Origin of the sequence: Geodermatophilus sp. CPCC 205506 (genome assembly GCF_051383635.1) — a bacterium.
GTDB lineage: Bacteria > Actinomycetota > Actinomycetes > Mycobacteriales > Geodermatophilaceae > Geodermatophilus.
The window spans coordinates 1-26,120 of the sequence record NZ_JALPKP010000037.1; the positions used below are offsets into that span (position 1 = coordinate 1).

Annotated in this window: 23 protein-coding genes; 11 read left to right on the forward strand and 12 right to left on the reverse strand. The window is 74.5% G+C overall.

Going from position 1 to position 26,120, the window contains the following annotated elements:
• Both MY520_RS19510 and MY520_RS19515 read right to left on the reverse strand, forming a co-directional pair.
• Window positions 1-1,478, reverse strand: a 1,478-nt coding sequence (locus MY520_RS19510) for a hypothetical protein (protein WP_436694226.1), incomplete at its 3' end; no start/stop codon positions are given.
• Between the two features lie 122 nt (window positions 1,479-1,600).
• Window positions 1,601-3,004: an NAD(P)H-quinone dehydrogenase gene (locus MY520_RS19515; RefSeq protein WP_436694227.1), complete on the reverse strand. Its 1,404-nt coding sequence runs from the start codon at window positions 3,002-3,004 to the stop codon at window positions 1,601-1,603.
• A gap of 116 nt (window positions 3,005-3,120) precedes the next feature.
• Between MY520_RS19515 and MY520_RS19520 the strand changes: the two genes are divergently transcribed.
• Window positions 3,121-3,594, forward strand: a complete 474-nt coding sequence (locus MY520_RS19520; RefSeq protein ID WP_436694228.1) for a gamma-glutamylcyclotransferase family protein — start codon at window positions 3,121-3,123, stop codon at window positions 3,592-3,594.
• A gap of 76 nt (window positions 3,595-3,670) precedes the next feature.
• Here the strand turns inward: MY520_RS19520 and MY520_RS19525 are convergent, their stop codons facing one another.
• The 7 genes from MY520_RS19525 to MY520_RS19555 all read right to left on the reverse strand — a co-directional run bounded on the left by MY520_RS19525 (window position 3,671) and on the right by MY520_RS19555 (window position 13,952).
• Window positions 3,671-4,576, reverse strand: a complete 906-nt coding sequence (locus MY520_RS19525; protein WP_436694229.1) for a hypothetical protein — start codon at window positions 4,574-4,576, stop codon at window positions 3,671-3,673.
• A 148-nt stretch (window positions 4,577-4,724) separates the two neighbouring features.
• On the reverse strand, window positions 4,725-5,711 hold the full coding sequence (gene meaB / locus MY520_RS19530; protein WP_436694230.1) for a methylmalonyl Co-A mutase-associated GTPase MeaB: 987 nt from the start codon (window positions 5,709-5,711) through the stop codon (window positions 4,725-4,727).
• Between the two features lie 46 nt (window positions 5,712-5,757).
• Window positions 5,758-7,965 (reverse strand): methylmalonyl-CoA mutase, encoded by a 2,208-nt coding sequence (scpA, locus tag MY520_RS19535; protein WP_436694231.1) that lies wholly within the window; start codon window positions 7,963-7,965, stop codon window positions 5,758-5,760.
• Window positions 7,962-9,836 carry a methylmalonyl-CoA mutase family protein gene (locus tag MY520_RS19540; protein ID WP_436694232.1) on the reverse strand — a complete coding sequence of 625 codons (1,875 nt, stop codon included), beginning with the start codon at window positions 9,834-9,836 and terminating at the stop codon, window positions 7,962-7,964. Before MY520_RS19540 ends, scpA begins: the two co-directional genes overlap by 4 nt.
• Window positions 9,837-9,871: 35 nt before the next feature.
• Window positions 9,872-11,131: an amidohydrolase gene (locus MY520_RS19545; RefSeq protein WP_436694233.1), complete on the reverse strand. Its 1,260-nt coding sequence runs from the start codon at window positions 11,129-11,131 to the stop codon at window positions 9,872-9,874.
• On the reverse strand, window positions 11,128-12,300 hold the full coding sequence (locus MY520_RS19550) for a glutamate--cysteine ligase (protein ID WP_436694234.1): 1,173 nt from the start codon (window positions 12,298-12,300) through the stop codon (window positions 11,128-11,130). Before MY520_RS19550 ends, MY520_RS19545 begins: the two co-directional genes overlap by 4 nt.
• Window positions 12,301-12,461: 161 nt before the next feature.
• Window positions 12,462-13,952, reverse strand: coding sequence for a hypothetical protein (locus MY520_RS19555; RefSeq protein ID WP_436694235.1), 1,491 nt, complete (start codon window positions 13,950-13,952; stop codon window positions 12,462-12,464).
• A gap of 110 nt (window positions 13,953-14,062) precedes the next feature.
• On the opposite strand from MY520_RS19555, the gene MY520_RS19560 reads away from it, so the two are divergent.
• The 5 genes from MY520_RS19560 to MY520_RS19580 are packed head-to-tail and all read left to right on the forward strand — an operon-like array spanning window position 14,063 to window position 18,436.
• A complete protein-coding gene (locus tag MY520_RS19560) occupies window positions 14,063-14,875 on the forward strand; it encodes a purine-nucleoside phosphorylase (protein ID WP_436694236.1) in 813 nt (270 codons plus the stop codon).
• On the forward strand, window positions 14,872-15,729 hold the full coding sequence (locus MY520_RS19565) for an NAD-dependent epimerase/dehydratase family protein (RefSeq protein ID WP_436694237.1): 858 nt from the start codon (window positions 14,872-14,874) through the stop codon (window positions 15,727-15,729). The genes MY520_RS19560 and MY520_RS19565 overlap by 4 nt, the downstream gene beginning before the upstream one ends.
• A complete protein-coding gene (locus MY520_RS19570) occupies window positions 15,726-17,351 on the forward strand; it encodes a phospho-sugar mutase (protein ID WP_436694238.1) in 1,626 nt (541 codons plus the stop codon). Before MY520_RS19565 ends, MY520_RS19570 begins: the two co-directional genes overlap by 4 nt.
• A 2-nt stretch (window positions 17,352-17,353) precedes the next feature.
• Window positions 17,354-18,046: a haloacid dehalogenase type II gene (locus MY520_RS19575; protein ID WP_436694239.1), complete on the forward strand. Its 693-nt coding sequence runs from the start codon at window positions 17,354-17,356 to the stop codon at window positions 18,044-18,046.
• 9 nt (window positions 18,047-18,055) lie between these two features.
• Window positions 18,056-18,436, forward strand: coding sequence for a VOC family protein (locus MY520_RS19580; RefSeq protein ID WP_436694240.1), 381 nt, complete (start codon window positions 18,056-18,058; stop codon window positions 18,434-18,436).
• A gap of 1 nt (window position 18,437) precedes the next feature.
• Here MY520_RS19580 and MY520_RS19585 read toward each other — a convergent pair whose 3' ends face one another.
• The gene (locus MY520_RS19585; RefSeq protein ID WP_436694241.1) at window positions 18,438-19,436 is read right to left on the reverse strand and encodes an ABC transporter substrate-binding protein; all 999 of its coding nucleotides are present in this window, start codon (window positions 19,434-19,436) and stop codon (window positions 18,438-18,440) included.
• Window positions 19,437-19,624: 188 nt separating this feature from the next.
• On the opposite strand from MY520_RS19585, the gene MY520_RS19590 reads away from it, so the two are divergent.
• Both MY520_RS19590 and MY520_RS19595 read left to right on the forward strand, forming a co-directional pair.
• Window positions 19,625-20,221: a DUF6318 family protein gene (locus MY520_RS19590; protein WP_436694242.1), complete on the forward strand. Its 597-nt coding sequence runs from the start codon at window positions 19,625-19,627 to the stop codon at window positions 20,219-20,221.
• A gap of 229 nt (window positions 20,222-20,450) precedes the next feature.
• A complete protein-coding gene (locus MY520_RS19595) occupies window positions 20,451-21,125 on the forward strand; it encodes a hypothetical protein (RefSeq protein ID WP_436694243.1) in 675 nt (224 codons plus the stop codon).
• A gap of 121 nt (window positions 21,126-21,246) precedes the next feature.
• Here the strand turns inward: MY520_RS19595 and MY520_RS19600 are convergent, their stop codons facing one another.
• Both MY520_RS19600 and upp read right to left on the reverse strand, forming a co-directional pair.
• A complete protein-coding gene (locus MY520_RS19600; RefSeq protein ID WP_436694244.1) occupies window positions 21,247-22,134 on the reverse strand; it encodes a Gfo/Idh/MocA family protein in 888 nt (295 codons plus the stop codon).
• Window positions 22,135-22,136: 2 nt separating this feature from the next.
• On the reverse strand, window positions 22,137-22,760 hold the full coding sequence (upp, locus tag MY520_RS19605) for a uracil phosphoribosyltransferase (RefSeq protein ID WP_436694245.1): 624 nt from the start codon (window positions 22,758-22,760) through the stop codon (window positions 22,137-22,139).
• A 51-nt stretch (window positions 22,761-22,811) separates the two neighbouring features.
• Here upp and deoC point away from each other — a divergent pair, with 51 nt between their 5' ends.
• From deoC to MY520_RS19620, 3 genes are read left to right on the forward strand one after another with little or no spacing between them, the layout of a single operon-like run.
• A complete protein-coding gene (gene deoC / locus MY520_RS19610; RefSeq protein WP_436694246.1) occupies window positions 22,812-23,807 on the forward strand; it encodes a deoxyribose-phosphate aldolase in 996 nt (331 codons plus the stop codon).
• Between the two features lies 1 nt (window position 23,808).
• Window positions 23,809-25,257 (forward strand): aldehyde dehydrogenase family protein, encoded by a 1,449-nt coding sequence (locus tag MY520_RS19615; RefSeq protein ID WP_436694247.1) that lies wholly within the window; start codon window positions 23,809-23,811, stop codon window positions 25,255-25,257.
• Window positions 25,254-26,120 (forward strand): aldehyde dehydrogenase family protein, encoded by an 867-nt coding sequence (locus MY520_RS19620; RefSeq protein ID WP_436694248.1) that lies wholly within the window; start codon window positions 25,254-25,256, stop codon window positions 26,118-26,120. The genes MY520_RS19615 and MY520_RS19620 overlap by 4 nt, the downstream gene beginning before the upstream one ends.

Consider the following 26,120-nt stretch of genomic DNA (forward strand, 5'->3'; position numbering starts at 1 on the left):
GGCGCGGCCGGCGCCGGGCCCCGGGATGCGGGGGCCGGAGCACCCGCCAGCACCGCCGGGCCACCCGCCGGCGTCGTCGGGGCCACGGCGGCGGCCGCGGCCGTGGTGGTGACGGTGACGGTCGCGCCGGCCGCGGTGACGTCGGTGACGGTCACGGTGAGGCCTCCGCCGGGGGCCGACACGGGCGTCCCGACCGGGAGGGCGGCCTGCAGGTCGCGGTCCCAGGAGCCGGCCGGGGCCGGGGTCCCGTCGAGGAGCAGCGACGTGTCCGGCATCGAGCCGGCCCGGTGCAGGAGCACGCCGGTCTGCAGCCGGAAGCGGTTCTCCGCGGCGCCGAGCCAGGCGTCCCGGAGGGCGGGCGCGCGGTACTCCAGCCAGTAGGTGCCGCCGTCGGAGCCGGCCAGCCGGATCGCGCGGGTGCCGGTGCGACCGGAGAGCGGGGCCAGGGTGAGCGTCGTCGTCGCGCCGTCGGCGGGCAGTACCGCCTGGGCCGCCGCCGGGAGGACCCCGAGAGCCGCCGCCTGCGGGGCGTTGAGGACGCCGACCTGGCTCCAGGAGGCCCCCATGACGTCGTAGTAGTCGCGGTAGGCGGCGGTGCGGCAGGTGCCGCCCTCGACCGCGCCGTCGCACTGGTGGCCCGAGGAGTGGCCCAGGCCGAAGTTGTGGCCCAGCTCGTGGGAGATGACCGAGGGCAGGACGTCGCGGACGTACAGCCGGCCACCGGAGTCGGGACCCGAGCCGACCTCGCCCATCGCGTAGGCGCAGCCGGAGCCGTCGCCCGGGGCGCCGGCCACGTACAGCAGCAGGTGCCGGCCCGGGCCGTCCTGGAAGCCGACGGCGGCCGCGACCTGGTTCCACAGGACGGTGGGTTCGGCGCAGTCGACGGTCGCCTGCACCCAGCCCGGGACGGCGGTGGTGACCCCGACCCGGATGGCGCCGTCGCTCTCGTCCGCCCAGAACCCGGCGACCGGCCCGTCCACGGCCGCCACGAGCTGCTCCAGCGACGTGCCGTCGTCGGAGCCGCCCGGCGGCAGGACCCGCACCACGGTGACCTCGTTGGTGAGCGGCGCCGCCCCGCCGCCGTCGGCCGCCTCGGCCGGGCGCAGCAGCTGGGCGTCGAGCAGGTCGAGCGCCGGCTCGAGGCCCGCCTCGGCCGCGGCGTCGGGGAGCTGCCCGCCCACGGTGACCTCGACGGTCGCGCCGACCGGGAGGTCGCCGGCGGCCTCGGTCGGGATGCGGACCTCCCCGGTCGCCGTCTCGACCAGGGTCAGCGGCGCGCCGTCGGCGTCGTGGTCGCCGGCCGGGCCGGCCTCCGGGTAGACCTGCACGACCTCGCCGACCACGGTCTGGACCGGGGTCTCGTCGGCCTGCGCGGCCGTCGCGGGCAGCGCCAGGGAGACGGCGACCGCCGCCACGGCACCGGCCAGCGCCCGGATCGGGCGGCGGCGGTCGGCGGGGGACGTCGGCTGGAGGCGCATCCCCCACCCCATCGGCGGGATCTGCGCCCATCGGCACCGGATCCGGGAAATCCAGCCGAACGCGCCGCCACATCCGCCCCGCGGACCGCGGCGCCCCCACCCGTTACGCCAGGGCGTCCCCGTTACGCCAGGGCGTCGGCCCCCATCAGCCGGCGGCCGGCCTCGGTGATCGACCCGGACAGCGACGGGTAGATCGCGAACGTGTGCGCGAGGTCGGTGACCGTCAGCCCCTTCGTCACCGCCAGCGCGATCGGCAGGATCAGCTCCGACGCCCCCGGGGCCACCACGACCCCGCCGACGACGACGCCGGTCGCCTGCCGGGCGAACAGCTTGACGAAGCCGTCCCGCAGGTCGCTCATCTTGGCCCGGGCGTTGGTGGCCAGCGGCAGCCGGACGACGTCGATCTGGACGTCATCGGGCAGCGACGCCTCCTGCACCCCGACGGTGGCGATCTCGGGGTGGGTGAAGACGTTGGCCGCGACGGTCTTCAGCCGGATCGGGGTGACCGCCTCACCGAGGGCGTGCCACATGGCGATCCGGCCCTGCATCGCCGCGACCGAGGCCAGCTGGAACACGCCGGTCACGTCCCCGGCGGCGTAGATGCCCGGCACGCTGGTGCGGGAGACCCGGTCGACGACGACGTGGCCGGACTCGGCCACCTGCACGCCGCACCGGTCCAGGTTCAGCCCGGCGGTGTTGGGCACGGTACCGACGGTCATCAGCGCGTGCGAGCCGTCGACGCTGCGCCCGTCGGTGAGCTCGACCGAGACACCCTTCTCGGTGCGCCGGACGCCGGCGGCCCGGCCGCGCTCCAGCCGGCCGCCGCGGGACTGGAAGACCTGCTCGAGCACCTCGGCGGCGTCGGGGTCCTCGCCGGGCAGCACCCGGTCGCGGGAGGAGACGAGGGTGACCGGGACGCCGGCCTCCAGGTAGCCGGAGGCGAACTCGGCGCCGGTGACGCCGGAGCCGACCACGACCAGGTGCTCGGGCATCTCCTGCAGGTCGTAGACGTCGCGCCAGTCGAGGATCCGCTCGTGGTCGGGCTCGGCGCCGGGCAGCACCCGCGGGTCGGCGCCGGTGGCGATGAGGACGACGTCGCACTCGAGGGTCTCGCTTTCCGCGCCGTCGGCGTCCACCACGTCGACGCGGTGCTCCGCCAGCCCGCGCACCTCGTCCGACAGCCGGCCCTGGCCGGCCAGCACGCGCACGCCGTCGGCGAGCAGCCGGGCCTTGATGTCGGCGGACTGCGCGACGGCCAGCCCCTTGACCCGCTGGTTCACCGCGTCCATGTCGATGCCGACGGCGGCCAGCTCCGCGCCCTGCACGCCCAGGGACACCGAGTCGCGGACGCTGGTCATCACCCCGGCCGAGGCGATGAAGGTCTTGGAGGGCACGCAGTCGGTGAGGACGCTCGCGCCGCCGATGCCGTCCCGCTCGATGACGGTGACCTCCGCACCGAGCGAAGCGGCGACCAGCGCGGCCTCGTAGCCGGCGGGGCCGCCGCCGATGATCACGATGCGGGTCATGGGGGTCCTTGTCGGTGCGCGGTGGACACGAGCGGGCCCATTCTCCCCGCCGGTGCGTGCTGCCGTCGTCCATCCCCCGGGGTCGGTCGCGCCACACGCCCGTAGGCTCGGGGGCGATGGGCCTCTACGCCGCCTACGGGTCGAACATGGACCCCGCGCAGATGTTGCGGCGGTGCCCCTCCTCCCCGCACACCGGGACCGGCTGGATCCGCGGCTGGCGGCTGACCTTCGGCGCGGAGGACCTCGGGTGGGAGGGCGCGCTGGCCACCCTCGTCCCGGACGACACCCCGCCCGGCGAGGCTCTCTCCCCCGGCGTCTTCGTCGCCCTCTACGACCTCACCGAGGCCGACGAGCGGGCACTGGACGCCTGGGAGGGCGCCGACGTCGGGCTCTACCGGAAGCTGCACCTCCGGGTGCACACGCTCACCGGCGACCAGGTCGCCTACGTGTACGCGCTGGACGCCTTCGAGGGTGGACTTCCCTCGGCCCGCCACCTCGGCGCGCTGGCCGACGCCGCGCAGGCCGCGGGTGCCCCGGACGACTACGTGGAGGAGCTCCGCTCCCGGGAGTGCCGCTCCACCAGCTTCTGAGGCCGGTGATCCGCCGCGATCATGAAGTCCGGGAACCGACACGCCGGATCGCCGCCGCGTGTCGCTCTCGGCGACTTCATGATCGCGGCCTGAACGGGACGCCGAGGGCGCGCGCCGTCCGCGCCACCATGGCCACGTGCCGGCGGTACACGTCGCTCGCGGTGAAGTGCAGCAACGTCCACCGGTGCGCGGTCACCCAGTTGTGCCGGCTCCGGTCGGCGTCGAGCTGCTCACGGGTCATGTGCGCCTCGAGCCCATCGAACTCCGCCCCGACCGACTGCTCCTCCCACCCCATGTCGAGGAAGTGCCTCCGGCCTGCGCCGACCAACCGGACCTGCAGCCGGGGAGCAGGCAGGCCGGCGTCGAGGAACCGCCACCGCATGCGCGACTCCATCGGCGACTCGGCCGCTGCGTCGGCCACCGGTACGAGTTCGCGCAACCGGATGACCTGCCGCAGACCGGCCTGGTCGGCGGCCGCCGCCGCCAGCTGCTCACGGGTGCACGCACCCGCCCGGAGCGCGGCGTCCAGTGTCGCCAGGCCGTCGATCGGTGCGGTCGTGCGGACGACGTCGCAGGCCGTGCGCGCGGGCGGGGTGCGCCAGACACCGCCCACGAGCACCGCGTCGTCCGTCCCGAGCGAGGACGGGTGCACCTGCACGCCCGGCAGCCTCCGGTTCACCAACTGGGGCGGCCCCAGGAAGTGCAGCGTCCGGTCCCCGAGCACGTCGAACCCCCACACCGACGCCGCGGTCGAGTGGCACGCCACGAGGTCACCGCCGACCGCCAGCGCCGCGGCGCGCAGTAGCAGCACCGGTGAATCGGGGAGCTCCCCGTCGAGGAGCACGCCCCTCCACGGGCTCCGGCGCCAGCGGCCCGTGCGCACCAGCGATCGGACCTCGGCGTCGGTGCAGTGGTCCAGCGCCTGCGACGTGGAGAAGACCCCGTGCTGTGCGGCGATGAGGCGGTAGAGCGCGAAGTCCACGCTGGGCAGCGTCCGGCGTCACCGGACCCCGCTGCCCCGCCCCGGTGCATCTGTGGACCCCTGCGAGGCTGTGGACAGCCCCGTGATCATGAAGTCCGGGAAGTGACACGCCGGGCGACAGCGGTGTGTCGGTTCCCGGACTTCATGATCACGCCGAGAGAAAGGTCTCCAGCAGCTGCTGGGCGGCCAGCGCCGGGGTGAGCTCGCCGGCGAGCACCGCCTTCTCCAGCTCCGGGGCGGACGAGCGGACGCCGGGGTGCGCGCGCAGCCGGTGCTCGAGCTCGCCGCGCACCAGCTGCCACGTCCACCGCACCTGCTGGGTCCGCCGCTGCTCCTCGAGGGCCCCCGACGCCCTCCGGCGGTCCTGGTGCTCGACCAGGGCCGCCCAGACGACGTCGAGCCCCTGGCCGGTGAGCCCGGCGCAGGTCAGCACCGGGACCTCCCAGTCCTCGCCGTGCCCGCGCAGCATCCGGATCGCCCCGGCCAGCTCGCGGGCCGCCTTGCGCGCGTCGGCGGCGCCGGGGCCGTCGGCCTTGTTCACCGCGATGACGTCGGCGATCTCGAGGATGCCGCGCTTGATGCCCTGCAGCTGGTCGCCGGTGCGGGCCAGCGTCAGGAACAGGAACGAGTCGACCATCTCCGCGACAGCGATCTCCGACTGCCCGACCCCGACGGTCTCCACCAGGACGACGTCGTAGCCGGCCGCCTCCACGACGACCATCGACTCCCGCGTCGCCTGGGCGACCCCGCCGAGCGTGCCCGAGGTCGGCGAGGGCCGGATGAAGGCCGCCGGGTCCACCGACAGCAGCGCCATCCGCGTCTTGTCCCCGAGGATCGACCCGCCGGACCGGGCCGACGACGGGTCGACGGCGAGCACCGCGACGCGCGACCCCGCCGCGGTCAACGACACCCCGAGCGCGTCGATGAAGGTCGACTTGCCCACGCCCGGCACGCCGCTGATGCCCACCCGCCGGGCGGCACCCGCGTGCGGCTGCAGCCCGACGAGCAGCTCCTGCGCCCGCTCGCGGTGGTCGGTGCGGTGCGACTCGACCAGCGTGATCGCCCGCGCGACCGACCGCCGGTCGCCGGCCAGCACACCCTCGACGAGCGCCGGGACGTCGACCGGCCGGCTCACGCCCCGTCCCCCGGAGGGGCAGAAATGGCCATTTCTGCCCCTCCTGTCAGTGGCCGAGGCGCGCGGACAGCGTGCGCAGCAGGTCCTGCGCGGCCTCGGCGATGACCGTCCCCGGCAGGAAGACCGCGGCCGCCCCCATCTCCTTCAGCGTCGGGACGTCGTCGGGCGGGATGACCCCGCCGACCACGACCACCACGTCCTCGGCGCCCAGTGCGGCGAGCGCCTCCCGCAGCGCCGGCACCAGCGTCAGGTGGCCGGCGGCCAGCGAGGAGACGCCGACGACGTGCACGTCGGCCTCGACCGCCTGGCGGGCGACCTCCTCCGGCGTCTGGAACAGCGGCCCGACGTCGACGTCGAAGCCGAGGTCGGCGAAGGCGGTGGCGATCACCTTCTGGCCGCGGTCGTGGCCGTCCTGGCCCATCTTGGCGACGAGGATGCGCGGACGGCGTCCCTCCGCCTCCTCGAAGGCCTCGGCCATGCGGCGGGTCTCCTCCACGGGTCCGGAGTTCCCTGCCTCGTCGCGGTACACACCGCTGATGGTGCGCACCTGACCGGCGTGCCGCCCCCAGACCTCCTCGAGCGCGTCGGAGATCTCCCCCACCGTCGCCTTCGCACGGGCCGCGTCGACGGCGAGCTTGAGCAGGTTCGAGTCGAGCGAGGAGTCCCGCCGTCCTTCTGCGGCGGCGCGCGCGGCGTCGGTGAGCCGGCGCAGCGCCTCCTCGACCGCCGAGCCGTCGCGGGAGGACCGGAGCTCGACCAGCTTGGCCTTCTGCTGGGCCAGCACGTCGGCGTTGTCGACCCGCAGCACCTCGATCGCCTCGTCGGCCTCGACGCGGTACTTGTTCACGCCGATGACCGGCTGCCGGCCGGAGTCGATGCGTGCCTGGGTGCGGGCCGCGGCCTCCTCGATGCGCAGCTTCGGGATGCCGTCGTCGATCGCCTGCGCCATGCCGCCGTGCTCGGCGACCTCCTCGATGTGCGCCCACGCGCGGCGGGCCAGGTCGTAGGTCAGCCGCTCCACGTACGCCGACCCGCCCCACGGGTCGATGACCCGCGTCGTCCCCGACTCCTGCTGCAGCAGCAGTTGGGTGTTGCGGGCGATCCGGGCGGAGAAGTCGGTCGGCAGGGCCAGCGCCTCGTCCAGGGCGTTGGTGTGCAGCGACTGGGTGTGCCCCTGGGTGGCGGCCATGGCCTCCAGGCAGGTGCGGACGACGTTGTTGTAGACGTCCTGGGCGGTCAGCGACCAGCCCGAGGTCTGCGAGTGGGTGCGCAGCGACATCGACTTGGCGTTCTGCGCGCCGGCGTCCTTCACCAGCCGGGCCCACAGCAGCCGGGCGGCGCGCAGCTTGGCGACCTCCATGAAGAAGTTCATCCCGATCGCCCAGAAGAACGAGAGCCGCGGCGCGAACGCGTCGACGTCCAGCCCGGCGTCCTTGCCGGCGTTCAGGTACTCCACCCCGTCGGCCAGCGTGTAGGCCAGCTCCAGGTCGGCCGTCGCCCCGGCCTCCTGGATGTGGTAGCCGGAGATGGAGATCGAGTTGAACCGCGGCATCTCCTGCGAGGTGAACGCGAAGATGTCGCTGATGATCTGCATCGACGGCTTGGGCGGGTAGATGTAGGTGTTGCGGACCATGAACTCCTTGAGGATGTCGTTCTGGATGGTCCCGGTCAGCTGACCGTGCGCCACCCCCTGCTCCTCGGCCGCGACGATGTAGAGCGCCAGCACCGGCAGGACGGCGCCGTTCATGGTCATCGAGACGCTCATCTTGTCCAGCGGGATGCCGTCGAACAGCTGCCGCATGTCCAGGATCGAGTCGATCGCCACGCCCGCCATTCCGACGTCGCCCGGTACCCGCGGGTGGTCGGAGTCGTAGCCGCGGTGGGTGGGCAGGTCGAAGGCGATCGACAGGCCGCGCTGCCCGGCGGCCAGGTTGCGCCGGTAGAACGCGTTGGACTCCGCCGCGGTGGAGAAGCCCGCGTACTGGCGGACCGTCCACGGCTGGGTCGTGTACATCGTCGGGTAGGGCCCGCGCAGGTACGGCGGGGCGCCCGGGTAGGTGTCGAGGAAGTCCAGTCCGGCCAGGTCCGCCGGGGTGTGCAGCGGCGGGACGGCGATGCCCTCGGGCGTCTCCCAGGTCGCCTCCTCCACCCCGCGCCCGGTGGCCTCCTTGAACGCCTTCGCCCAGTCGTCGGTGGTCGCCCGCGCCGCGGGCCGGCCCAGCTCGACGCTGCCGAAGTCGGGGATGCCGCTCATGCCGTGACTCCCAACTGCTCGTGGACCGTACGGAGGACGTCCAGCGCGTCGCACCCGGCGTACACGTACCCGTCGACGCCGTCCACATCCTGGGACGGCTTGCCGGCCAGCCACACCTGGGTGGCGCCGGCGGCGCGCAGGTCGGCGGCCAGGGTGGCCGCGGACTCTGCGTAGTCGCGGTCGGTGCCGCAGATGCAGGCCACCGTCGTCCCCGCGCCGGCCAGCCCCGCGGCCCCGGCACCGGACGGCGTCTCGAGGCCGCCGGCCTGGAACAGGTTGCCCGCGAAGGTGGCCCGCGCCGTGTGCCGCGCGATCGGGCCGATGGTGGCCAGGTAGACCCGCGGCCGGCTCGCGGCGGCGTCGGCGCGGTCGCGCAGCTCCTCGTAGGCCTGCGCGGCACGGACCCGCGGCAGCCCGCCCCCGGCCCGCACCTCGGCCGCGGGCTCGCGGACCGGCAGCCGCTCGGTGAGGTTCGGGAACTCGCTGACGCCGGTGATCGCATCGGTGCGGTGCGCCAGCCGCTCGACCCGGGCGTCCCAGGCCGCGGCCAGCCGGTCCCGCACGAGCCCGGAGTCGAGGGCGGCGGCCAGCCCGCCGGCCCGCTCGATCTCGGTGAACCAGTCCCACGCCGCCTGGGCCAGCGACTCGGTGAGCGACTCGACGTACCAGGAGCCTCCGGCCGGGTCGAGCACGCGGGCGAGGTGCGCCTCCTCCACCAGCAGGCTCTGGGTGTTGCGGGCGATCCGGCGGGAGAAGGAGTCCGGGAGGCCGAGCGCCGCGTCGAAGGGCTGCACCGTCACGACGTCGGAGCCGCCCACGCCGGCGGCGAAGCAGGCCACCGTCGTCCGCAGCATGTTGACCCACGGGTCGCGCTTCGTCGTCATCACCGCGGAGGTGACGGCGTGCTGCCGCTGGGCCCGGACGTCGGGCGCCGCGCCGCTCTCCTGGCCGACGCGGTCCCAGAGCCGGCGGGCCGCGCGCAGCCCGGCGATCGTCGTGAACTGGTCGGCGCTCGCGGAGTAGCGGAACTCCAGCTGGCCGAACGCCTCGTCGACGGACAGCCCGCCGTCGGTGAGCGCCCGCAGGTAGGCCACCCCGGCGGCCAGCGAGCACCCCAGCTCCTCGACCACCGAGGCACCCGCGTCGGCGTAGACCGTCGCGTCGACGACCACGGTGCGCAGGCCGGGGTGGGCGGCGGCCCGGCGGGCGACGTCGGCCAGCCCGGTGAGGTCCTGCGGCCGCCCGGAGGCGGCGTGCTCGCCGATCGGGTCCAGCCCGAGGGAGCCGCCGGGGGCCAGCTCGCGACCCTCGGCGAGCGCGAGGAACGCCTCCGCGGCAGGCACCCCGCCCTGCACGGCGATCGGCGCCAGGTCGAGGTAGACGTCGGTGAGCACGTCGCCCAGGGCGTCGACCGGGACGGCGCCCTCCCCGAGCACCAGCCACAGCGACGTGACGCCGTTCTCCAGGTCGGCGGCGATCGCCTCCCTGGTCCCCGCCACGTCGGGGTGCGCGTGCCGCTGCCGCACGTCCCAGCCCCCGGGCACGTCACCGCCGGCCGCGCCGGCGCGCGCCCCGCGCACGAACGGCGCCAGGCCCGGGACGCCGACCGCCGTCGGCAGGTCGCCGGCGTCCTCGGCGGTGTAGAGCGGCGCCACCGTCACCCCGGTGGCGACGGGCACCCGGAGCACGTCCTCGACGGCGTCGGGCAGCCCCTCGCGGCCGGCCTTGCGGAGCACGGCGGCGAGGAGCTCGCGCCACTGCTCCCGGGTGGTGACGGGGAACTCGCCGGCGAGCCGGAGCTCCTCGGGCACCTCGTGCTCGGCCGGCACCTCGGCATCGGGGTGGGCGGGCTGCTGATCGGTGGAACGCATCGTCGGGCTCCCCTCGGGTCGATCAGCGACAGTGTCTACCGGCGCTTGGGCTGTCCGGAACGCGCGGGGTGCGGCGAGGGTCCGGACGGGGCCACGCCGGCGTCCGCCGCGAGCGCGTGCAGGGCGGTCCGGGCCAGCAGCCGCACGCCGACCTCGATCGCCCGCTCGTCGACGTCGAACGTCCCGCGGTGCAGGTCCAGCGGGGCCCCGCCGCCGTGGGTGCCCAGCCGGGCCAGCGCGATGGGCAGCACGTCGGCGAACCAGCCGAAGTCCTCGCCGCCCATGCTCTGCGGGGACAGCCGGAGCCCCTCGCTGCCCACCGTCTCCAGCGCCGCCGAGCGCAGCAGCGCCACCGCGCGCGGGTCGTTCACCACCGGCGGGACACCCCGGATGTAGTCGACCTCCACCTGGGCGCCGGTGGTGGCGGCCACCCGCTCGACCAGCGAGCGCAGGACCGTCTCGGCCTCCTGCCACATGTCCCGGTCCAGCACCCGCACGGTGCCGCGCAGGCAGCCCCGCTGCGGGATCGCGTTGGCCGCGACCCCGGCGTTGACCGCGCCCCACACCAGCGACATCCCGGCCCGGGGGTCGATCTGCCGGGACAGCAGCGAGGGCAGGTCGGTGATCAGCCGGCCGAGGGCGTCGACCAGGTCGACGGTGAGCTGGGGGCGGGCGGTGTGCCCGCCGGGGCCGGTCAGGGTGACGTCCATCCGGTCGCAGGCGGCGGTGATCGCCCCGGTGCGCAGCCCCACGGTGCCGGCCGGGAGGGAGGGGTCGCAGTGCAGCGCGAAGGCCCGGGAGGCGCCGGCCAGGATCCCGGCGGCGACCACCTCGGTGGCCCCGCCGGGCACCGTCTCCTCCGCGGGCTGGAAGACGCAGCGCACGGTGCCGGGCAGGTCGTCGAGCGAGGCCAGCGCGAGGGCGGCGCCCAGGACGACGGTGGTGTGGACGTCGTGGCCGCAGGCGTGGCACAGCCCCTCGCGGGTGGAGGCGTACGGGACGTTCTTCAGGTCGGCCAGCGGCAGCGCGTCGATGTCCGCGCGCAGCACCACGGTCGGTCCGGGCCCGCCCGCCCCCTCGCCGATCTCCACGACCAGCCCGGTCCCGCTGGGCAGCCGCTTGGGCTCCAGGCCCTCGTTGCGCAGCCGCTGCTCGAGGAAGGACGTCGTCTCGAACTCGGCGAAGGCCAGTTCGGGGTGGGCGTGCAGGTGCCGGCGGACGGCCACGAGCTGCTGCTGCCGCTCGGCGGCCCACTCGTCGACCGCCGTGCCCAGCTTCTCGGCGAACTCCGTCATGCGGAGCTGCCCCCGGCGAGGCCGGCGGGGTCGGGCGCCGGCAGGCCGTTCCGCAGCTCGGCGAGCAGGCTGTCGACCACCGCGCACAGGTCGCCGTCGTGCGCTGCGGCGACCGCCCGCTGCCGCTGGTAGGAGGCGCCGACGGCGAGCACGCGCTCGACGTCGGCCAGCTCGGCCTCGCAGCCCAGCCGGCGGGCGGTGGGCGTGAGGTCCTCGACCAGGTCGGTTATAGCCTGGCGCACCGGCCGGACGGTGCCCTTCTCGTCGACGACGATGTCGGCGTCCAGGCCGTACCGGGCCGCCCGCCACTTGTTCTCCCGCAGCACCCAGGAGGCCGGGACCGGCAGCGTGTAGCCGCGGTCGAGCTCGCGGTCGAACTGCTCGACCAGGCACTGCGACATCGCGGCGACCGCGCCGATCTCGTCGAGCGTGGGCAGCCCGTCGCAGATGCGCAGCTCGACGGTGCCGAAGTCCGGGTGCGGGCGGATGTCCCACCACACCTCCCGCACGCTCTCGATGGCGTGGGTGGAGATCAGCGTCTCCATGTACTGCTCGAAGCGCTCCCAGCCCGCCAGCTGGTAGGGCAGCCCGGCGGTCGGCATCCCCTCGAAGACCTTGGACCGGGCCGAGGCCAGCCCGGTGTCGGCGCCCACCCAGTACGGGGAGGACGCCGAGAGCGCGAGGAAGTGCGGCACGTACTGGGTGAGCGCGTTGACGATCGGGATGGCCTTCTCCGGCGCCCGGACGCCGACGTGCACGTGCACCCCGAAGATCTGCAGCCGGCGGGCCAGCCACTGCATCTTCTCGACCAGCTGGAGGTAGCGCTCCTTGGGCGAGATCTGCTGGGTCTGCCAGTCGGTGATCGGGTGGGTGCCGGCGCACATCAGCCCCAGCCCGTGGCGCTCAGCCGCTGCCCGGACCTCCTCGAGGGTGCCGGCGAGGTCGGCCTTGGCCTCGCCGACGGTCGTGCAGATGCCGGTGATGATCTCGATCGTCGACTGCAGCAGCTCGTGCTTGGCCTTGGGGTGCTCGGCGGCGCCGTCGGGCCGGATCTCCTCGAGGATCTCCACCGCGCCGGCGGTGAGCTGCCGGGTCTCCAGGTCGACGAGCTGCAGCTCCCACTCGACTCCCAGGCTGGCGCGCTCGGAGGAGCGGAAGGGGATCTGCACGCCCGGAGTCTAGAAGGACCCGCCTGTCCCCCACCCCTCGCGAGCTCGCGGCGGGCCCCTGCAGGCGGGCCGACCGCTCCCGGCTGCCGGAACCGCTTCACGGCGACCGGGCGGCCCCGACGTCCCGTCCGGCGCCGGGGCGACGTCCCGGACCGGCGCGGTCAGGACGCCGCGACGAGGTCCTCCGTGCGGGCGACCGGCCGGTGCACCCAGCGGTCGGCGGGCACGCGCGCACGGACGACGGCTACCGCGCGCCGGCCGAAGACGGCCTCGTGCACCCGCACCGTGCAGAGGTTCCGGCCCACGACGAGGACCCCCCGGCCGTCCTCGGTGGGGACGGCGCACTCCAGCAGCTCCCACGGCACCCGGTGGACGTCTCCGTCGGCGTCCTGGTGCGCCAGGACCGTGTCGCCGATGACGAGGGTGCGCCGGTCCACCGGGCGGAGCAGGCGGGTCAGCAGCGGCGGGCGGAACGTCTCGCCGTCGGGCAGCACGGACTCCAGCGTGCACAGCGTGCGGTGCTCGACCGGCGCGCCGGGGCCGGGGTACCGGACGCCCTCGGGCACGGCGAGCACCGCCGTCGTCCGTGCGCGCCGCAGCGCGGCGGCGACGTCGGCGGGCGTGGTGGCCCGCCAGGCGCGCACCACGTCGTGGACCGGGCGGAACGGCAGGCCGGCGACCGTGCAGTAGGCGGCGTCGGCCAGCTCGGCCTCCACCACCGCCTGCTCGTCGGCGTCGAGCTCCTCCTCGAAGCCGGCCACCGCGTGCGCCAGCTCCCCCGGCGTCGGCCCGGCGTCGCCGAGGGCCACCAGCTGCTGCCAGACCAGGTCGGCGACGGCGGCCTCCTGCCCCTGGCGGGCGTCGACGACCACGGCGACCTCGCGGTGGCCGGCGTGCAGGTCCAGGCCGACGGAGTCCACCGAGTAGCTGATCCCGCGGGTGTGCCGGGCGGTGTCCCGCAGCCGGTCGAGCAGCACCTCGACGCCGAGGCGCAGCGCCGGGTCCCACGGCCCGGTCGCCCCGAGCAGCAGGCCGACCCCCGCGCCGGGGACGACGGTCCACACCGGCCCGGTCTGCGGGCGCGGCTGCGGCGTGGTGCGTCCGGGCGACGGCCCGTCGGGCAGCGGCAGGCGCAGCCCCTCCGGCAGCGGACCCCGGCACCACAGCGCGGCGTTGCCCCGCACGAACCAGCGGCGGGCGTGCGCGCGGACGACGTCCTCGGTGAGGAACTCCCGGCCCGGACCGTCGGCGACGACGAGACCGGGGCCGGCCAGGCCGAAGCGGGCCGCCCACAGCGCGCCGAGGGTGGAGTCGGCGGTGGAGCAGTTCTCCGCCTCCAGCACCCCGATCTCGACGTCGATCCGGTCGGTCGGCAGGTCGGCCAGCGCCCGGCAGACGCCCTCGAGGAACGCGCCCACGGCGGCCGGTCGGCCGGTCGCGAAGAAGGTGGTGGTGTCGACGTCGGTGACCGCGTTGCAGCGCAGGTGCGACTTGGGCAGGGCGCTCATCGCCAGGTGCTCGACGAGGTGGGTGACCTCGATCGCGGCGAAGGTCTCGTCCCGGAGACCCACCCCGAAGACGAGCGCGGCGGTGGTCCGGTCCCCGCCGGGGGCGGTCAGGACCGGGACGCCGTCGATGTCGGTGTGGTGCACCCGCCCATGCTCCGGGTGCGACGCCCCGCGGCCGGTGGACACGCCCGAGCGGGAGAGGAGGGGCAGGTGTGACGTCCCGGACCCGCCGAGCACTGGGTTAGCGTCGCCCGGTGAGCCAACCTCCCGCGGGGAACGACCCCGCGACCCTCGCCCGCCTGGCGGCCGACGACCTCACGACCGCCCTCGGCGCCGGTGCCGACGTCGCGATCGTCATGGGGTCGGGCTGGGCGCCGGCCGCCGACGCGTTCGGCACCGTCGAGGCGTCCGTCGCGATCGGGGAGCTGCCCGGTTTCGCCGCACCGACCGCGGTCGGCCACGGTGGCGAGGTCCGCGCGGTGCGGGTGGGCGAGCGCCGGGTGCTCCTCTTCCTCGGGCGCACGCACCTGTACGAGGGCCGGGGCGTCGACCCGGTGGTGCACGGCGTCCGGACGGCGGCGGCCGCGGGCGTGCGCACCGTCGTCCTCACCAACGCCGCGGGCGGGCTGGCGCCGGAGCACCGCGTCGGGCAGGCGGTCCTGATCAGCGACCACCTCAACCTGACCGCGCGCTCGCCGCTGGTCGGCGCCACCTTCGTCGACCTCACCGACCTCTACTCGGCCCGGCTGCGGGCGCTGGCGCGGGAGCTCGACCCCACCCTCACCGAGGGCGTCTACGCCGCGCTGCCCGGCCCGCACTACGAGACGCCGGCCGAGATCCGCATGCTGCGCACGCTCGGCGCCGACCTGGTGGGCATGTCCACGGCGCTGGAGGCGATCGCCGCGCGCGCCGCCGGGACGGAGGTCGTGGGCATGTCGATGGTGACCAACGCCGCCGCCGGCATCACCGGGGAGAAGCTGGACCACGAGGAGGTGCTCGCCACGGGCAAGGCCGCCGCGGGGCGCCTCGGCGAGTTCATGGTCGAGTTCGTGGGGCGGCTGCCGTGAGCCTGGTGCTGGTCACCGGCGCCGCGGGGCGGATCGGCACGGTGCTGCGCGGCGGGCTGCCCGAGCGGGGCTGGGCGGTGCGCTGCATGGACGTCGTCCCGATCATCGACACCCGCCCCGGCGAGGAGCAGGTGGTCGCCGACATCACCGACCTCGCCGCGGTGCAGGACGCCGTCGCGGGTGTCTCCGCGGTCGTGCACCTGGCGGGGATCGCCACGGAGTCGACCTGGCCGGCCATCTCGCACGCCAACATCGAGGGCACGTACCGCGTGCTCGAGGCGGCGCGGCTGGCCGGGGTCTCCCGCGTCGTCCTGGCCAGCAGCAACCACGCCACCGGGTACACCCCGCGGCCGGACGGCGGGCTGCTGCGCGAGGTCGACGCACCGCCGCGGCCGGACACCTACTACGGCGTCTCCAAGGTGACGATGGAGGCGCTCGGCTCCCTCTACGCCGACCGGTACGGGATGGACGTCGTCTGCCTGCGGATCGGCAGCGCCTTCCCGGAGCCGACCACCACGCGGATGCTGGCCACCTGGCTCTCCCCCGGCGACACCGTCTCGCTGGTCGACGCGGCGCTCCGGGCGCCCGCCCCGGGATACACGGTGGTGTGGGGCGTCTCGGCGAACACCCGCAACTGGTGGGACCTCACGGCGGCCCGCGCCCTGGGCTACGAGCCGGCCGACGACGCCGAGGTGTTCGCCGAGGCGCTGGTCGAGGTGCACGGCGAGCCCGACCCCGCCGACCCGGTGCACGCGCGGGTGGGCGGCGAGTACACGACCGCCGCCTTCGACGCCGACGCCCTCGAGCCGCCGCTCCCCCGCGGGGACATCGCACCGGGCAGCGGGGCCTCGTGACCACGATCGACCTGGCCCGGGAGTGGGCCGCCGCCGACCCGCACCCCGGCGACCGCGCCGAGATCGAGGCGCTGGTCGAGGCCGGGGACACCGTCGAGCTGGAACGCCGCTTCGCCGGCCCGCTGGCCTTCGGGACCGCCGGGCTACGCGGACCGCTGCGCGCGGGGCCGGCCGGCATGAACGCCGCCGTGGTCACGCGGGCCGCGGCCGGGCTGGCCCGGTACCTGGTCGACGCCGGGCGCGCCGGTGCCCGGGTGGTCATCGGGTTCGACGCCCGCCGCCGCTCCGACGAGTTCGCGCGGATCTCCGCGGCGGTGCTGGCCGGGGCCGGGTTCGCCGTCCACGTCCTGCCCCGGCCGCTGCCCACGCCGGTGCTGGCCTTCGCGGTCCGGCACCTGGGCTGCGCCGCCGGGGTGATGGTGACCGCGAGCCACAACCCGCCCGACGACAACGGCTACAAGGTCTACCTGGACGACGGCGCCCAGCTGGTGCCCCCGGCCGACCGGCTGATCGAGGCCGCGATCGCCGGCGTCGGACCGGCCCGCGAGGTGCCCCGCTCCGACGGCTGGGACACCCTCGGGGACGGCATCGCCTCCGACTACGTGGCCGCCGTCGTGGCCGCGCTGGAACCCGGCCGCGTGCCCGCTCCGGCCCGCGCGGGGCTGCGGATCGCCTTCACGGCGATGCACGGCGTGGGCGCGGAGACCACGCGCACGGTGTTCGCCGCGGCCGGGTTCGCCCCGCCGGCGAGCGTCGACGAGCAGGACGTGCCCGACCCGGCCTTTCCGACGGTCGCCTTCCCGAACCCGGAGGAGCCGGGCGCGGTCGACCTGCTCCAGGCCCTGGCGGCGCAAATCGGCGCCGCCGTGGCCATCGCCCTGGACCCCGACGCCGACCGCTGCTCGGTGGTCTGCGGCGGCCGGCAGCTCACCGGCGACGAGGTGGGCGCGCTGCTCGCGGACTGGCTGATCGGCCGCGGTGTGCGGGGCACGTACGCGTCGTCGCTGGTGAGCGGCTCACTGGTGCACGCCATCGCGGCGGCCCACGGGGTCCGGTCCGCCGAGACGCCGACCGGCTTCAAGTGGATCGTGCGCGCCGGCACCGCCGACGACCCGCTGGTCTTCGGCTACGAGGAGGCGCTGGGCTACGCCGTCGCGCCGGACGTGGTCAAGGACAAGGACGGCATCTCCGCCGCGCTCGCCGTCGCGCTGCTCGCCGCGGAGCTCGAGGCCTCGGGCCGCACGCTGCTGGACCGGCTCGACGAGCTGGCCGGCGAGCACGGGCTGTTCGTCACCGGGCAGCTCTCGGTGCGGGTCGAGGACCTCTCCCGCATCGGCGCGATGATGACCCGGGTGCGCGCCCGGCCCCCGGCCACCTTGCTCGGGCGGCCGGTCGCCTGCTCCGACCTGGCGCACGAGGACCCGCCGGTGGACGCCGTCCGGCTGCTCGGCGACGGCGTCCGGGTGATCGTCCGGCCCAGTGGCACCGAGCCCAAGCTCAAGGCGTACCTGGAGACGGTGGTGCCGGTGCACGACGACGCCGGCCTGATCGCCGCCCGCGGCCGAGGAGCCGACGAGCTGGACGAGCTGCGGGCGGAGATGTCCGCCGCCCTCGGGCTGTAGCCGTGGACGTCGGCGCCCTCGTCTTCGACGTCTTCGGCACGGTGGTCGACTGGCGCGGCGGTGTGGCGCGGGAGGTGCGCCGGCTGCTCGGCCCGTCCGTCGACGCGTCCGCCGTGGCCGACGACTGGCGCCGCCGCTACGTGCCGTCGATGCAGCAGGTCCGCTCCGGCGAGCTGCCCTGGACGCCGCTGGACGCGCTGCACCGGTCGTCGCTGGACGACGTGCTCGCCGACGCCGGCCTGTCCGGGGTGCCGGCCGAGGTCCGGGACGAGCTGACGCTCGCCTGGCACCGGCTGGACCCGTGGCCGGACGTCGTCCCGGGGCTCACCCGGCTGCGCCGGGAGCACGTGCTCGCCCCGCTGTCCAACGGCAACGTGGCGCTGATCGTGGACATGGCGCGCCGGGCCGGTCTGCCGTGGGACTGCCTCCTGGGCGCGGAGATCGTGCGGCACTACAAGCCCGACCGGGAGGTGTACGACTCCGCACCCCGGCTGCTGGCGCTGCCGCCGTCCCGGGTGCTGATGGTGGCCGCGCACGTCGAGGACCTGGCCGCTGCCCGCGCCCGCGGGCTGCGCACGGCGTACGTGCACCGGCCCGACGAGTCCGGCGGCCGGCGCGTGCCCCCGGCGACCGACCCGGACGCCGACCTGTCGGTGCGCTCGTTCGAGGAGCTGGCCGACCGGCTGGGCGCCTAGGGTCTGGCCGTGATCACCGGCTTCCACACGATCGTCTACTCCGAGGACCCGCCGGCCACGCGGCGCTTCTTCAGCGAGGTGCTGCGGTGGCCGTCGCTGGACGCCGGGGGTGGCTGGCTCATCTTCCGGACCCCGCCGAGCGAGCTGGGCGTGCACCCCAGCTCCGCGGACCCGGCCGAGGCCTGGGCCACCGTCCCGTACCACCAGGCGTCCCTGATGTGCGACGACATCGAGGCGACGATCGCCGACCTGAGCGCCCGCGGAGTCGACGTCCGGACCGAGGTGCAGGACCAGGGCTTCGGCCTGGTGACCTCGCTGCGCGTGCCGGGAGCCGGCTGGATGCTGCTCTACCAGCCCCGGCACGGGCTCGCGTACGAGCTCGAGGGGTGAGTCAGCGGACGGGCGCCAGCAGCGAGTCCAGGTCGACCTCCCCGTCGAGCAGCCCCTGGGCCTCGGCCAGGTCGGTGAACACCTCGAACGTCTCCTCGCTGACCTCGGTGTTCCACTCCGGCAGGCGGACCTGCGCGGCCAGCTCCGGCGTGATGTCGAGGTAGGTCGGCAGGACGGCCCGGACGGCGTCGGGGTTCTCCTGCGCGAAGGTCAGCGACTGCTCCATCGCGGTGGTGAAGCGCTCCACGACATCGGCGTTCTCGGTCGCGAACTGCGTGCTCGTGAAGTAGGTGGAGACCTCGATCTGCACGTCGGTGAAGTCGTTCAGCGGAGTGGTGAGGACCCTGATCCCCTGCTGCGCGGCCAGGGTGACGAACGGCTCGACCAGCCAGGCCGCGTCGACGTCTCCCGCCAGCACCGCCGCAGCCATGTTCGGGAACGGCAGCTCGACGAAGTTGATCGTGTCCGGGTCACCGCCGTCGGCGCGCACGGAGGCGCTGACGACGCTGTCCCCGATGGCGTTGATCGTGTTGGTGGCGACGGTCTTGCCCGCGAGGTCGGCGGGCCGGGTGATCGCCGGGTCGGCGGTGACGATGGTGAAGGGGTCCACCGCGGGGTCTCCGGTGCTGTCGACGGCGCTGCAGATCACCTGCAGCGGCAGGCCGCTCGAGGCGGCGACCACCAGGGAGAGGTTGTTGCCGAAGCCGATGTCGATGCTGCCGCTGGCGACGCCGGGCACGATCGCCGCACCGCCCTGCCCCGCACTCAGGTCGAGCTCGATCTGCTGCTCCTCGAAGAAGCCCTGCTCGATGCCGAGGTAGACGGGGGCGACGTCGATGATCGGGATGATGCCGAGCGCGACGGTCTGCGGCCCCTGCCCGCCGTCGCCGCCCTCCTCCCCGGAGCCGCTCTCCGAGCCGCTGGAGCAGCCCATCAGCAGCACCGGCAGGGCGAGCACCGCGGCGGCCGCCGACCGTCCGACTGTCCAGGCGTTGGTCACCTGCGAATGGTGACACGAGGCACCGGAGGGGGCGCGGGTTGCGGGTGTTCCTCGCCCGTTGCCGGTCCTGCACGGTCGGCAGACCGCGAGGAACGCCGGCAATGCGATCGGGTGGTTGTCCACAGGGCCGCGTGCCCGGTCCGGCGCGGCTCCGTAGTCTCCCGGCGGTCGGAGTGATCAACACGGGGGTGGACGACGTGGCACGGCGCGCGACGCTGCGACTGGTGGCGGGCATGACGATCGGTGTGGCCCTGCTCGGCGGGTGCGCGGAGGAGCAGCCGGCCAGCGACACGCTGCCGGCTGCGAGCGCGGAGGCCGAACCGTCGGACGCCGACCTCCCACCCCTCGGCCCCGCCGACTTCCCCGTACCGCCCAAGGCGCGCGAGAAGACACCCGAAGGCGCGGCGGAGTTCATGCGCTATTACATGGACTTGAACGCGTATGTCGCGGAGGGACCGCGCGATCCCAGTCCACTGCTGGAGCTCAGTCAGGAATGTGCGTATTGCCGAGCGTTGGCAGACTCTTACAGAAACGATCTGTCCGCGGGATACACCTACGCACCTCTGTCCTACGAGTATCAGGCAAATGGCCCCGGACTAGTCTCCGGTGATGCAGCTGAAGTTGGCTTTGTCTACAGCCAGGGCGCATTCCAGACGTACGACTCCAACGGTCAACTCGTCCCCGGCAGATCCGGACCTGCATCTGGCGCGCTCCAGTCTGGCGCACATCTCGCCTGGAACGAGCGCCTCGACACCTGGATCGTAACTAGCATGACAGTCGGCTGAGCGAATGAGCCGCTACACGCTTGCCGGCCTTTTGCTCGCGGTTGTCTTCCTACTCCAGGCGCCAGCTGTAGCGGATGATTGCCTCGGTGGGATCTGCAGCACTCCGCAGGTATCAACTGGACCGGGCACCCTCGAAGCCTCCTACGTCGCTGGCACGAACGGCACCTGGATTGCAAGCAACGCCGCACCCGTTGCGCATCCATACACCTATCGCCTGATCGACCCGTGCGTGTTCAACGACGCCACGACCGGCAGTTGCCAGGGGCAGGACTTCCGGGCCTGCCCGTCCGCGCCGGGCCGCGTGGCCGACTTCCTTCTCATCCAGCAGCGACGGCTGGTGCTGCCGGACGGGTCGACGATCGACGGATTCACTGTCCCGCCCGGTACCGCTCCCGGGACCCCGGTCGGGGACTGGCAGAGCGTCGCGCGCGAGTGCGTGGACATCACGGCGCTCAACCCGCCGCCGTCCCCCGGTGAGGTGTTCCGCTACTTCCAGACCCTCCCGCTGCCCCAGCTCCCCACCCAGCAGCAGCCGCCGGGCAACGCACTGGTCGGCCTGCCCGTCGTCTTCTACACCGACGGGCCGACCACCCAGACCTTCACCGTCGACATCCGCGGGTTCAGCGTCGACATCGTCGCCACGGCGAGCGGGTTCGCCTGGCACACCGGCGACGGCACCACGCTCACCAGCACCGACCCCGGCGCCCCGTACCCCGACCACACGGTCAGCCACGACTACCGCACCGGCACGTACAGCGCCTCGCTGACCACCACTTGGAGCGGCACCTTCAGCGTCGACGGCGGGGCCAGCGCCGACGTCCCCGGCACCACGACCACCGACGGCCCGCCGGTCACCTTCGCCGTCCTCCAGGCCGCACCGGTCCTGACCAACCCCTACGACTGAGCCACTCCCGCGGTGTCCTGCACCCTCTTGCGGCGCTGCACCACCGCAAGAGGGGGAACGAGACCGCGGGAGCGGGAGCCGGAGCGGGAGCGGGATCAGGAGCGGGAGTTGGAGCCGGAGCTCAGGCCGACACCGGCTCCCGGCAGCCCGACTCCAGCGCCCGCCGGGCCGTCGCCAGGACCGCGACCACCTCGCGGCCGAACCCGACGTCGCAGGGGTGGATGCCCCCGGCGACCGCCGCGGCCGAGAGCTCGTCGACCGCCACGGTCAGCGCCTCCACCGGGTGCTCGGTGTCGGGCAGCAGGACCACCCGGCCGGCGTCCCCGTGCACGTAGAACTCGATGCCGGTCGACATCGGCGCCACGGTGTGCGAGAGCGTCACCGTCGAGGAGACCCCCGCCTCGTGCTGCAGCACCAGGTGGACGGTGTCACCGGACCCGCCCCCGGCCTGCACCGTGACGACCGGGCCCAGCGCCGGCAGCAGCAGCGACAGCGCGTGCGGGCCGATGTCCCACAGCGCCCCGTGCCTGCGCCGCCAGGCCGAGTCGAAGGGGCTGCCGGCCAGGGCGCTCAGCCACGTGCCCGAGCCACCGGCGAGCAGGGTCCGCCCCGCCTGGGCCAGCCACGAGGAGGTGCCCGCCTGGAACCGGAAGGTGAAGAAGACCACCGACGCCACGCCCGCCGACCGCACCGCCGCCACGACCCGGTCGGCGTCGGACAGCGACAGCCCGATCGGCTTCTCCAGCAGCACGTGCTTGCCGGCCGAGGCGGCCTGCTCGACCAGCGGCACCTGCACGTCCGGCGGGACGGCGATGGCGACGGCGTCCACCTGGTCCAGCAGGGCCCCCAGGTCGTCGTACCCGGGGACGTCGAACTCCGCACCCAGGGCCTTGGCCTTGGCCAGGTCGCGGCCCCACACACCGGTGAGCGACGCCGACGGGTGCTCCGACAGCGCGGTCGCGTGGACGACGCGCGCCCAGTGACCGGTGCCCAGCACCCCGAAGCGCATCGTCACACCGCGCCGAACTGCCGGTCGCCGGCGTCGCCCAGGCCCGGGACGATGTAGGCCTTGTCGTTGAGCCCCTCGTCGACCGACGCGGTGAACACCCGCAGCGGCAGCCCGCTGGCCTCCAGCCGGGCGATCCCCTCGGGCGCGGCCAGCGCGCACAGCACCGTGATCGAGGTCGTGCCGCGCTCGGTGAGCAGACCGCAGCAGTGCACCAGGGAGCCGCCGGTGGCCAGCATCGGGTCGAGGACGAACACCTCCCGGTCGACGAGCGACTCGGGCAGCGAGGCCATGTACGCCTCGGGCTGGAAGGTCTCCTCGTTGCGGGCCAGCCCGACGAAGCCCATCTGCGACTCCGGGAGCATCCCGTGCGCGGTGTCGGCCATGCCCAGGCCCGCCCGCAGCACCGGCACGATCAGCGGCGGGGCGGCCAGCCGGTAGCCGGTGGTGCCGGTGACCGGCGTGGTGATCGGGTCCTCGGCGACGGCGAGGTCGCGGGTGGCCTCGTAGACCAGCATCTGGGTGAGCTCGCGCAGCGCCGCGCGGAACGCCGCGTTGTCGGTCCGCTCGTCCCGCATGCGGGTCAGACGGGCGCGGGCCAGCGGGTGGTCGACGACGGTGAGCTGCACGCGCGACACCGTAGCGGCCGTGCTGTCGGCGGCTCAGGGGAGAATGCCCCCATGACCCACGTGCTCGACCCCGACGCTCTGACGGCGAAGACCCCGCCGCGGCGCGAGCCCCTGGCGCCGTTCGGCGACGTGACCCGCTCGGACGCGGCCTTCCGGGCCTTCCTGCACGGCCTCCCCGGCGTCGACCAGGTCGGCGCCGAGGCGCGCGTCGGCGTGCTCGGCACCCGGTCGATCAAGACCACCGCGAAGGCGTGGGCGATCGACACCGCCATCTCGATGGTCGACCTCACCACCCTCGAGGGCGCCGACACCCCGGGCAAGGTCCGCAGCCTGGCCGCCAAGGCGCGCCGTCCCGACCCCACCGACGCCTCCTGCCCGCCGGTCGCCGCGGTCTGCGTCTACGGCGACCTCGCCGGCATCGCACGCGACGCCCTCGCCGGCACCGGCATCCACACCGCCGCCGTCGCCACCGCGTTCCCCAGCGGCCGGGCCAGCCGGGCGGTCAAGCTCGCCGACGTCGGGGACGCCGTGGCCAACGGCGCGGACGAGATCGACATGGTCATCGACCGCGGGGCCTTCCTCGCCGGCCGCTACCTCGACGTCTTCGACCAGATCGTCGCGGTGAAGGAGGCCTGCGGCGACGCCCACCTCAAGGTCATCCTCGAGACCGGCGAGCTGGTCACCCTCGACAACGTCCGCCGCGCCTCCTGGCTGGCCATGCTGGCCGGCGGCGACTTCATCAAGACCTCCACCGGCAAGGTCTCCCCCGCGGCCACCCTGCCGGTCTGCCTGGTGATGCTGGAGGCGGTTCGCGATTTCCGCGCCACCACCGGCCGGCAGATCGGCGTCAAGCCGGCCGGCGGCATCCGGACGACGAAGGACGCCGTCAAGCACCTGGTCCTCGTCAACGAGGTGGCCGGGCCCGACTGGCTCTCCCCCGACTGGTTCCGCTTCGGCGCCTCCACCCTGCTCAACGACCTGCTCCTGCAGCGGCAGAAGCTGCGCACCGGCCACTACTCCGGCCCCGACCACGTGACGGTGGACTGAGATGAGCACCCCCTTCGTGTACGCCCCCGCGCCCGAGTCGCGGTCCATCGTCGACATCGCGCCGTCCTACGGCCTGTTCGTCGACGGCGAGTTCGTCGACGGCGGCGGCGAGTCCTTCAAGACGGTCAACCCGGCCACCGAGGAGGTCCTCTGCGAGGTCGCCGCCGGCACCGACGCCGACGTCGACCGCGCCGTCCGCGCCGCCCGCCGGGCGTTCACCCGCGTCTGGGGGCCGATGCGGCCGGCCGACCGCGGCAAGTACCTGTTCCGCATCGCCCGGCTGCTGCAGGAGCGGGCGCGGGAGTTCGCCGTCCTGGAGTCGCTGGACAACGGCAAGCCGATCCGGGAGTCCCGCGACGTCGACGTCCCCCTGGCCGCGGCGCACTTCTTCTACCACGCCGGCTGGGCCGACAAGCTGGACTGGGCGGGGCTCGGCCCGGGCCCGCGGCCGCTCGGTGTGGCGGGCCAGGTCATCCCGTGGAACTTCCCGCTGCTCATGCTGGCGTGGAAGGTCGCCCCGGCGCTGGCCACCGGCAACACCGTCGTCCTCAAGCCGGCCGAGACCACCCCGCTGACCGCCCTGCTGTTCGCCGAGGTCTGCCGGCAGGCCGACCTGCCGCCGGGCGTGGTCAACATCGTCACCGGCGCCGGGGACACCGGCCGGGCCGTGGTCGAGCACGACGACGTCGACAAGGTGGCCTTCACCGGCTCCACGGAGGTGGGCCGGGCCATCGCCCGCGCGGTCGCCGGCACCCGCAAGTCGCTGACCCTCGAGCTCGGCGGCAAGGCGGCCAACATCGTCTTCGACGACGCCCCGATCGACCAGGCCGTCGAGGGCATCGTGCAGGGCATCTTCTTCAACCAGGGCCACGTCTGCTGCGCCGGCAGCCGGCTGCTGGTGCAGGAGTCGGTCCACGACGAGGTGATCGCGTCGTTGCAGCGCCGGATCGGCACGCTGCGCGTCGGCGACCCGCTGGACAAGAACACCGACATCGGCGCGATCAACTCCGCCGAGCAGCTGGCCCGCATCCGCGAGCTGTCCGACATCGGCGAGGCCGAGGGGGCGCAGCGCTGGCAGCCGGCCTGCGATCTGCCCGACCGCGGCTTCTGGTTCCCGCCGACGGTGTTCATCCACGTCTCCCCCGCCCACCGCATCGCCCGCGACGAGGTCTTCGGGCCGGTGCTCAGCGTCCTCACCTTCCGGACGCCGGACGAGGCGGTCGCCAAGGCCAACAACTCGACCTACGGCCTCTCGGCCGGCATCTGGACGGAGAAGGGCTCGCGGATCCTCAAGATCGCCAACCAGCTCCGCGCCGGCGTCGTGTGGGCCAACACGTTCAACAAGTTCGACCCGACGTCGCCCTTCGGCGGCTACAAGCAGTCCGGGTACGGCCGCGAGGGCGGCCGGCACGGGCTGACCGGATACCTGAAGGGCGCGACCCACTCATGAGTGACCGGCTGGCCGTTCGCAAGACCTACAAGCTCTTCGTCAACGGCGCGTTCCCGCGGTCGGAGTCCGGGCGCACCTACGAGGTCACCGACACCAAGGGGCACTTCCTCGCCAACGCGGCGTGGGCCTCCCGCAAGGACGCCCGGGACGCCGTCGTGGCCGCCCGTGCCGCCTTCGGCACGTGGTCGGGGACGACGGCCTACAACCGCGGCCAGGTGCTCTACCGGGTGGCCGAGGTGCTGGAGGGCCGGCACGTCCAGTTCTGCGAGGAGGTGTCCGCCGGCGAGGGGATCTCGAACTCCCGGGCCCGCGCCGCGGTGGACGCGGCCATCGACCGCTGGGTCTGGTACGCCGGCTGGACCGACAAGCTCGCCGCCGTCCTGGGCGGGGCCAACCCGGTCGCCGGGCCGTACTTCGACTTCTCGATGCCCGAGCCGACCGGCGTCGTCGCCGTCCTCGCCCCCCAGCAGTCCTCGCTCCTCGGGCTGGTCAGCGTCCTCGCCCCGGTGCTCGCCGGCGGCAACACCGCGGTCGTCGTCACGTCCCGGGAGCGGCCGCTGCCGGCGGTCACCCTCGGGGAGGTGCTGGCGACCAGCGACGTCCCGGCCGGTGTGGTCAACCTGCTCACCGGCGACGCCGGCGAGATCGGGCCCTGGCTGGCCGAGCACGACGACGTGGACGCCGTCGACCTCACCGGCGCCCCGGCGGGCCGCGCGATGGAGCTCGAGCGCCTGGCGGCCGGCAGCATCAAGCGGGTGCTGCGCCCGCCGGTCGAGGAGCCGGACTGGACGGCCGACCCCGGACTGTCGCGGCTGACGCCGTTCCTGGAGACCAAGACGGTCTGGCACCCCATGGGCGTGTGA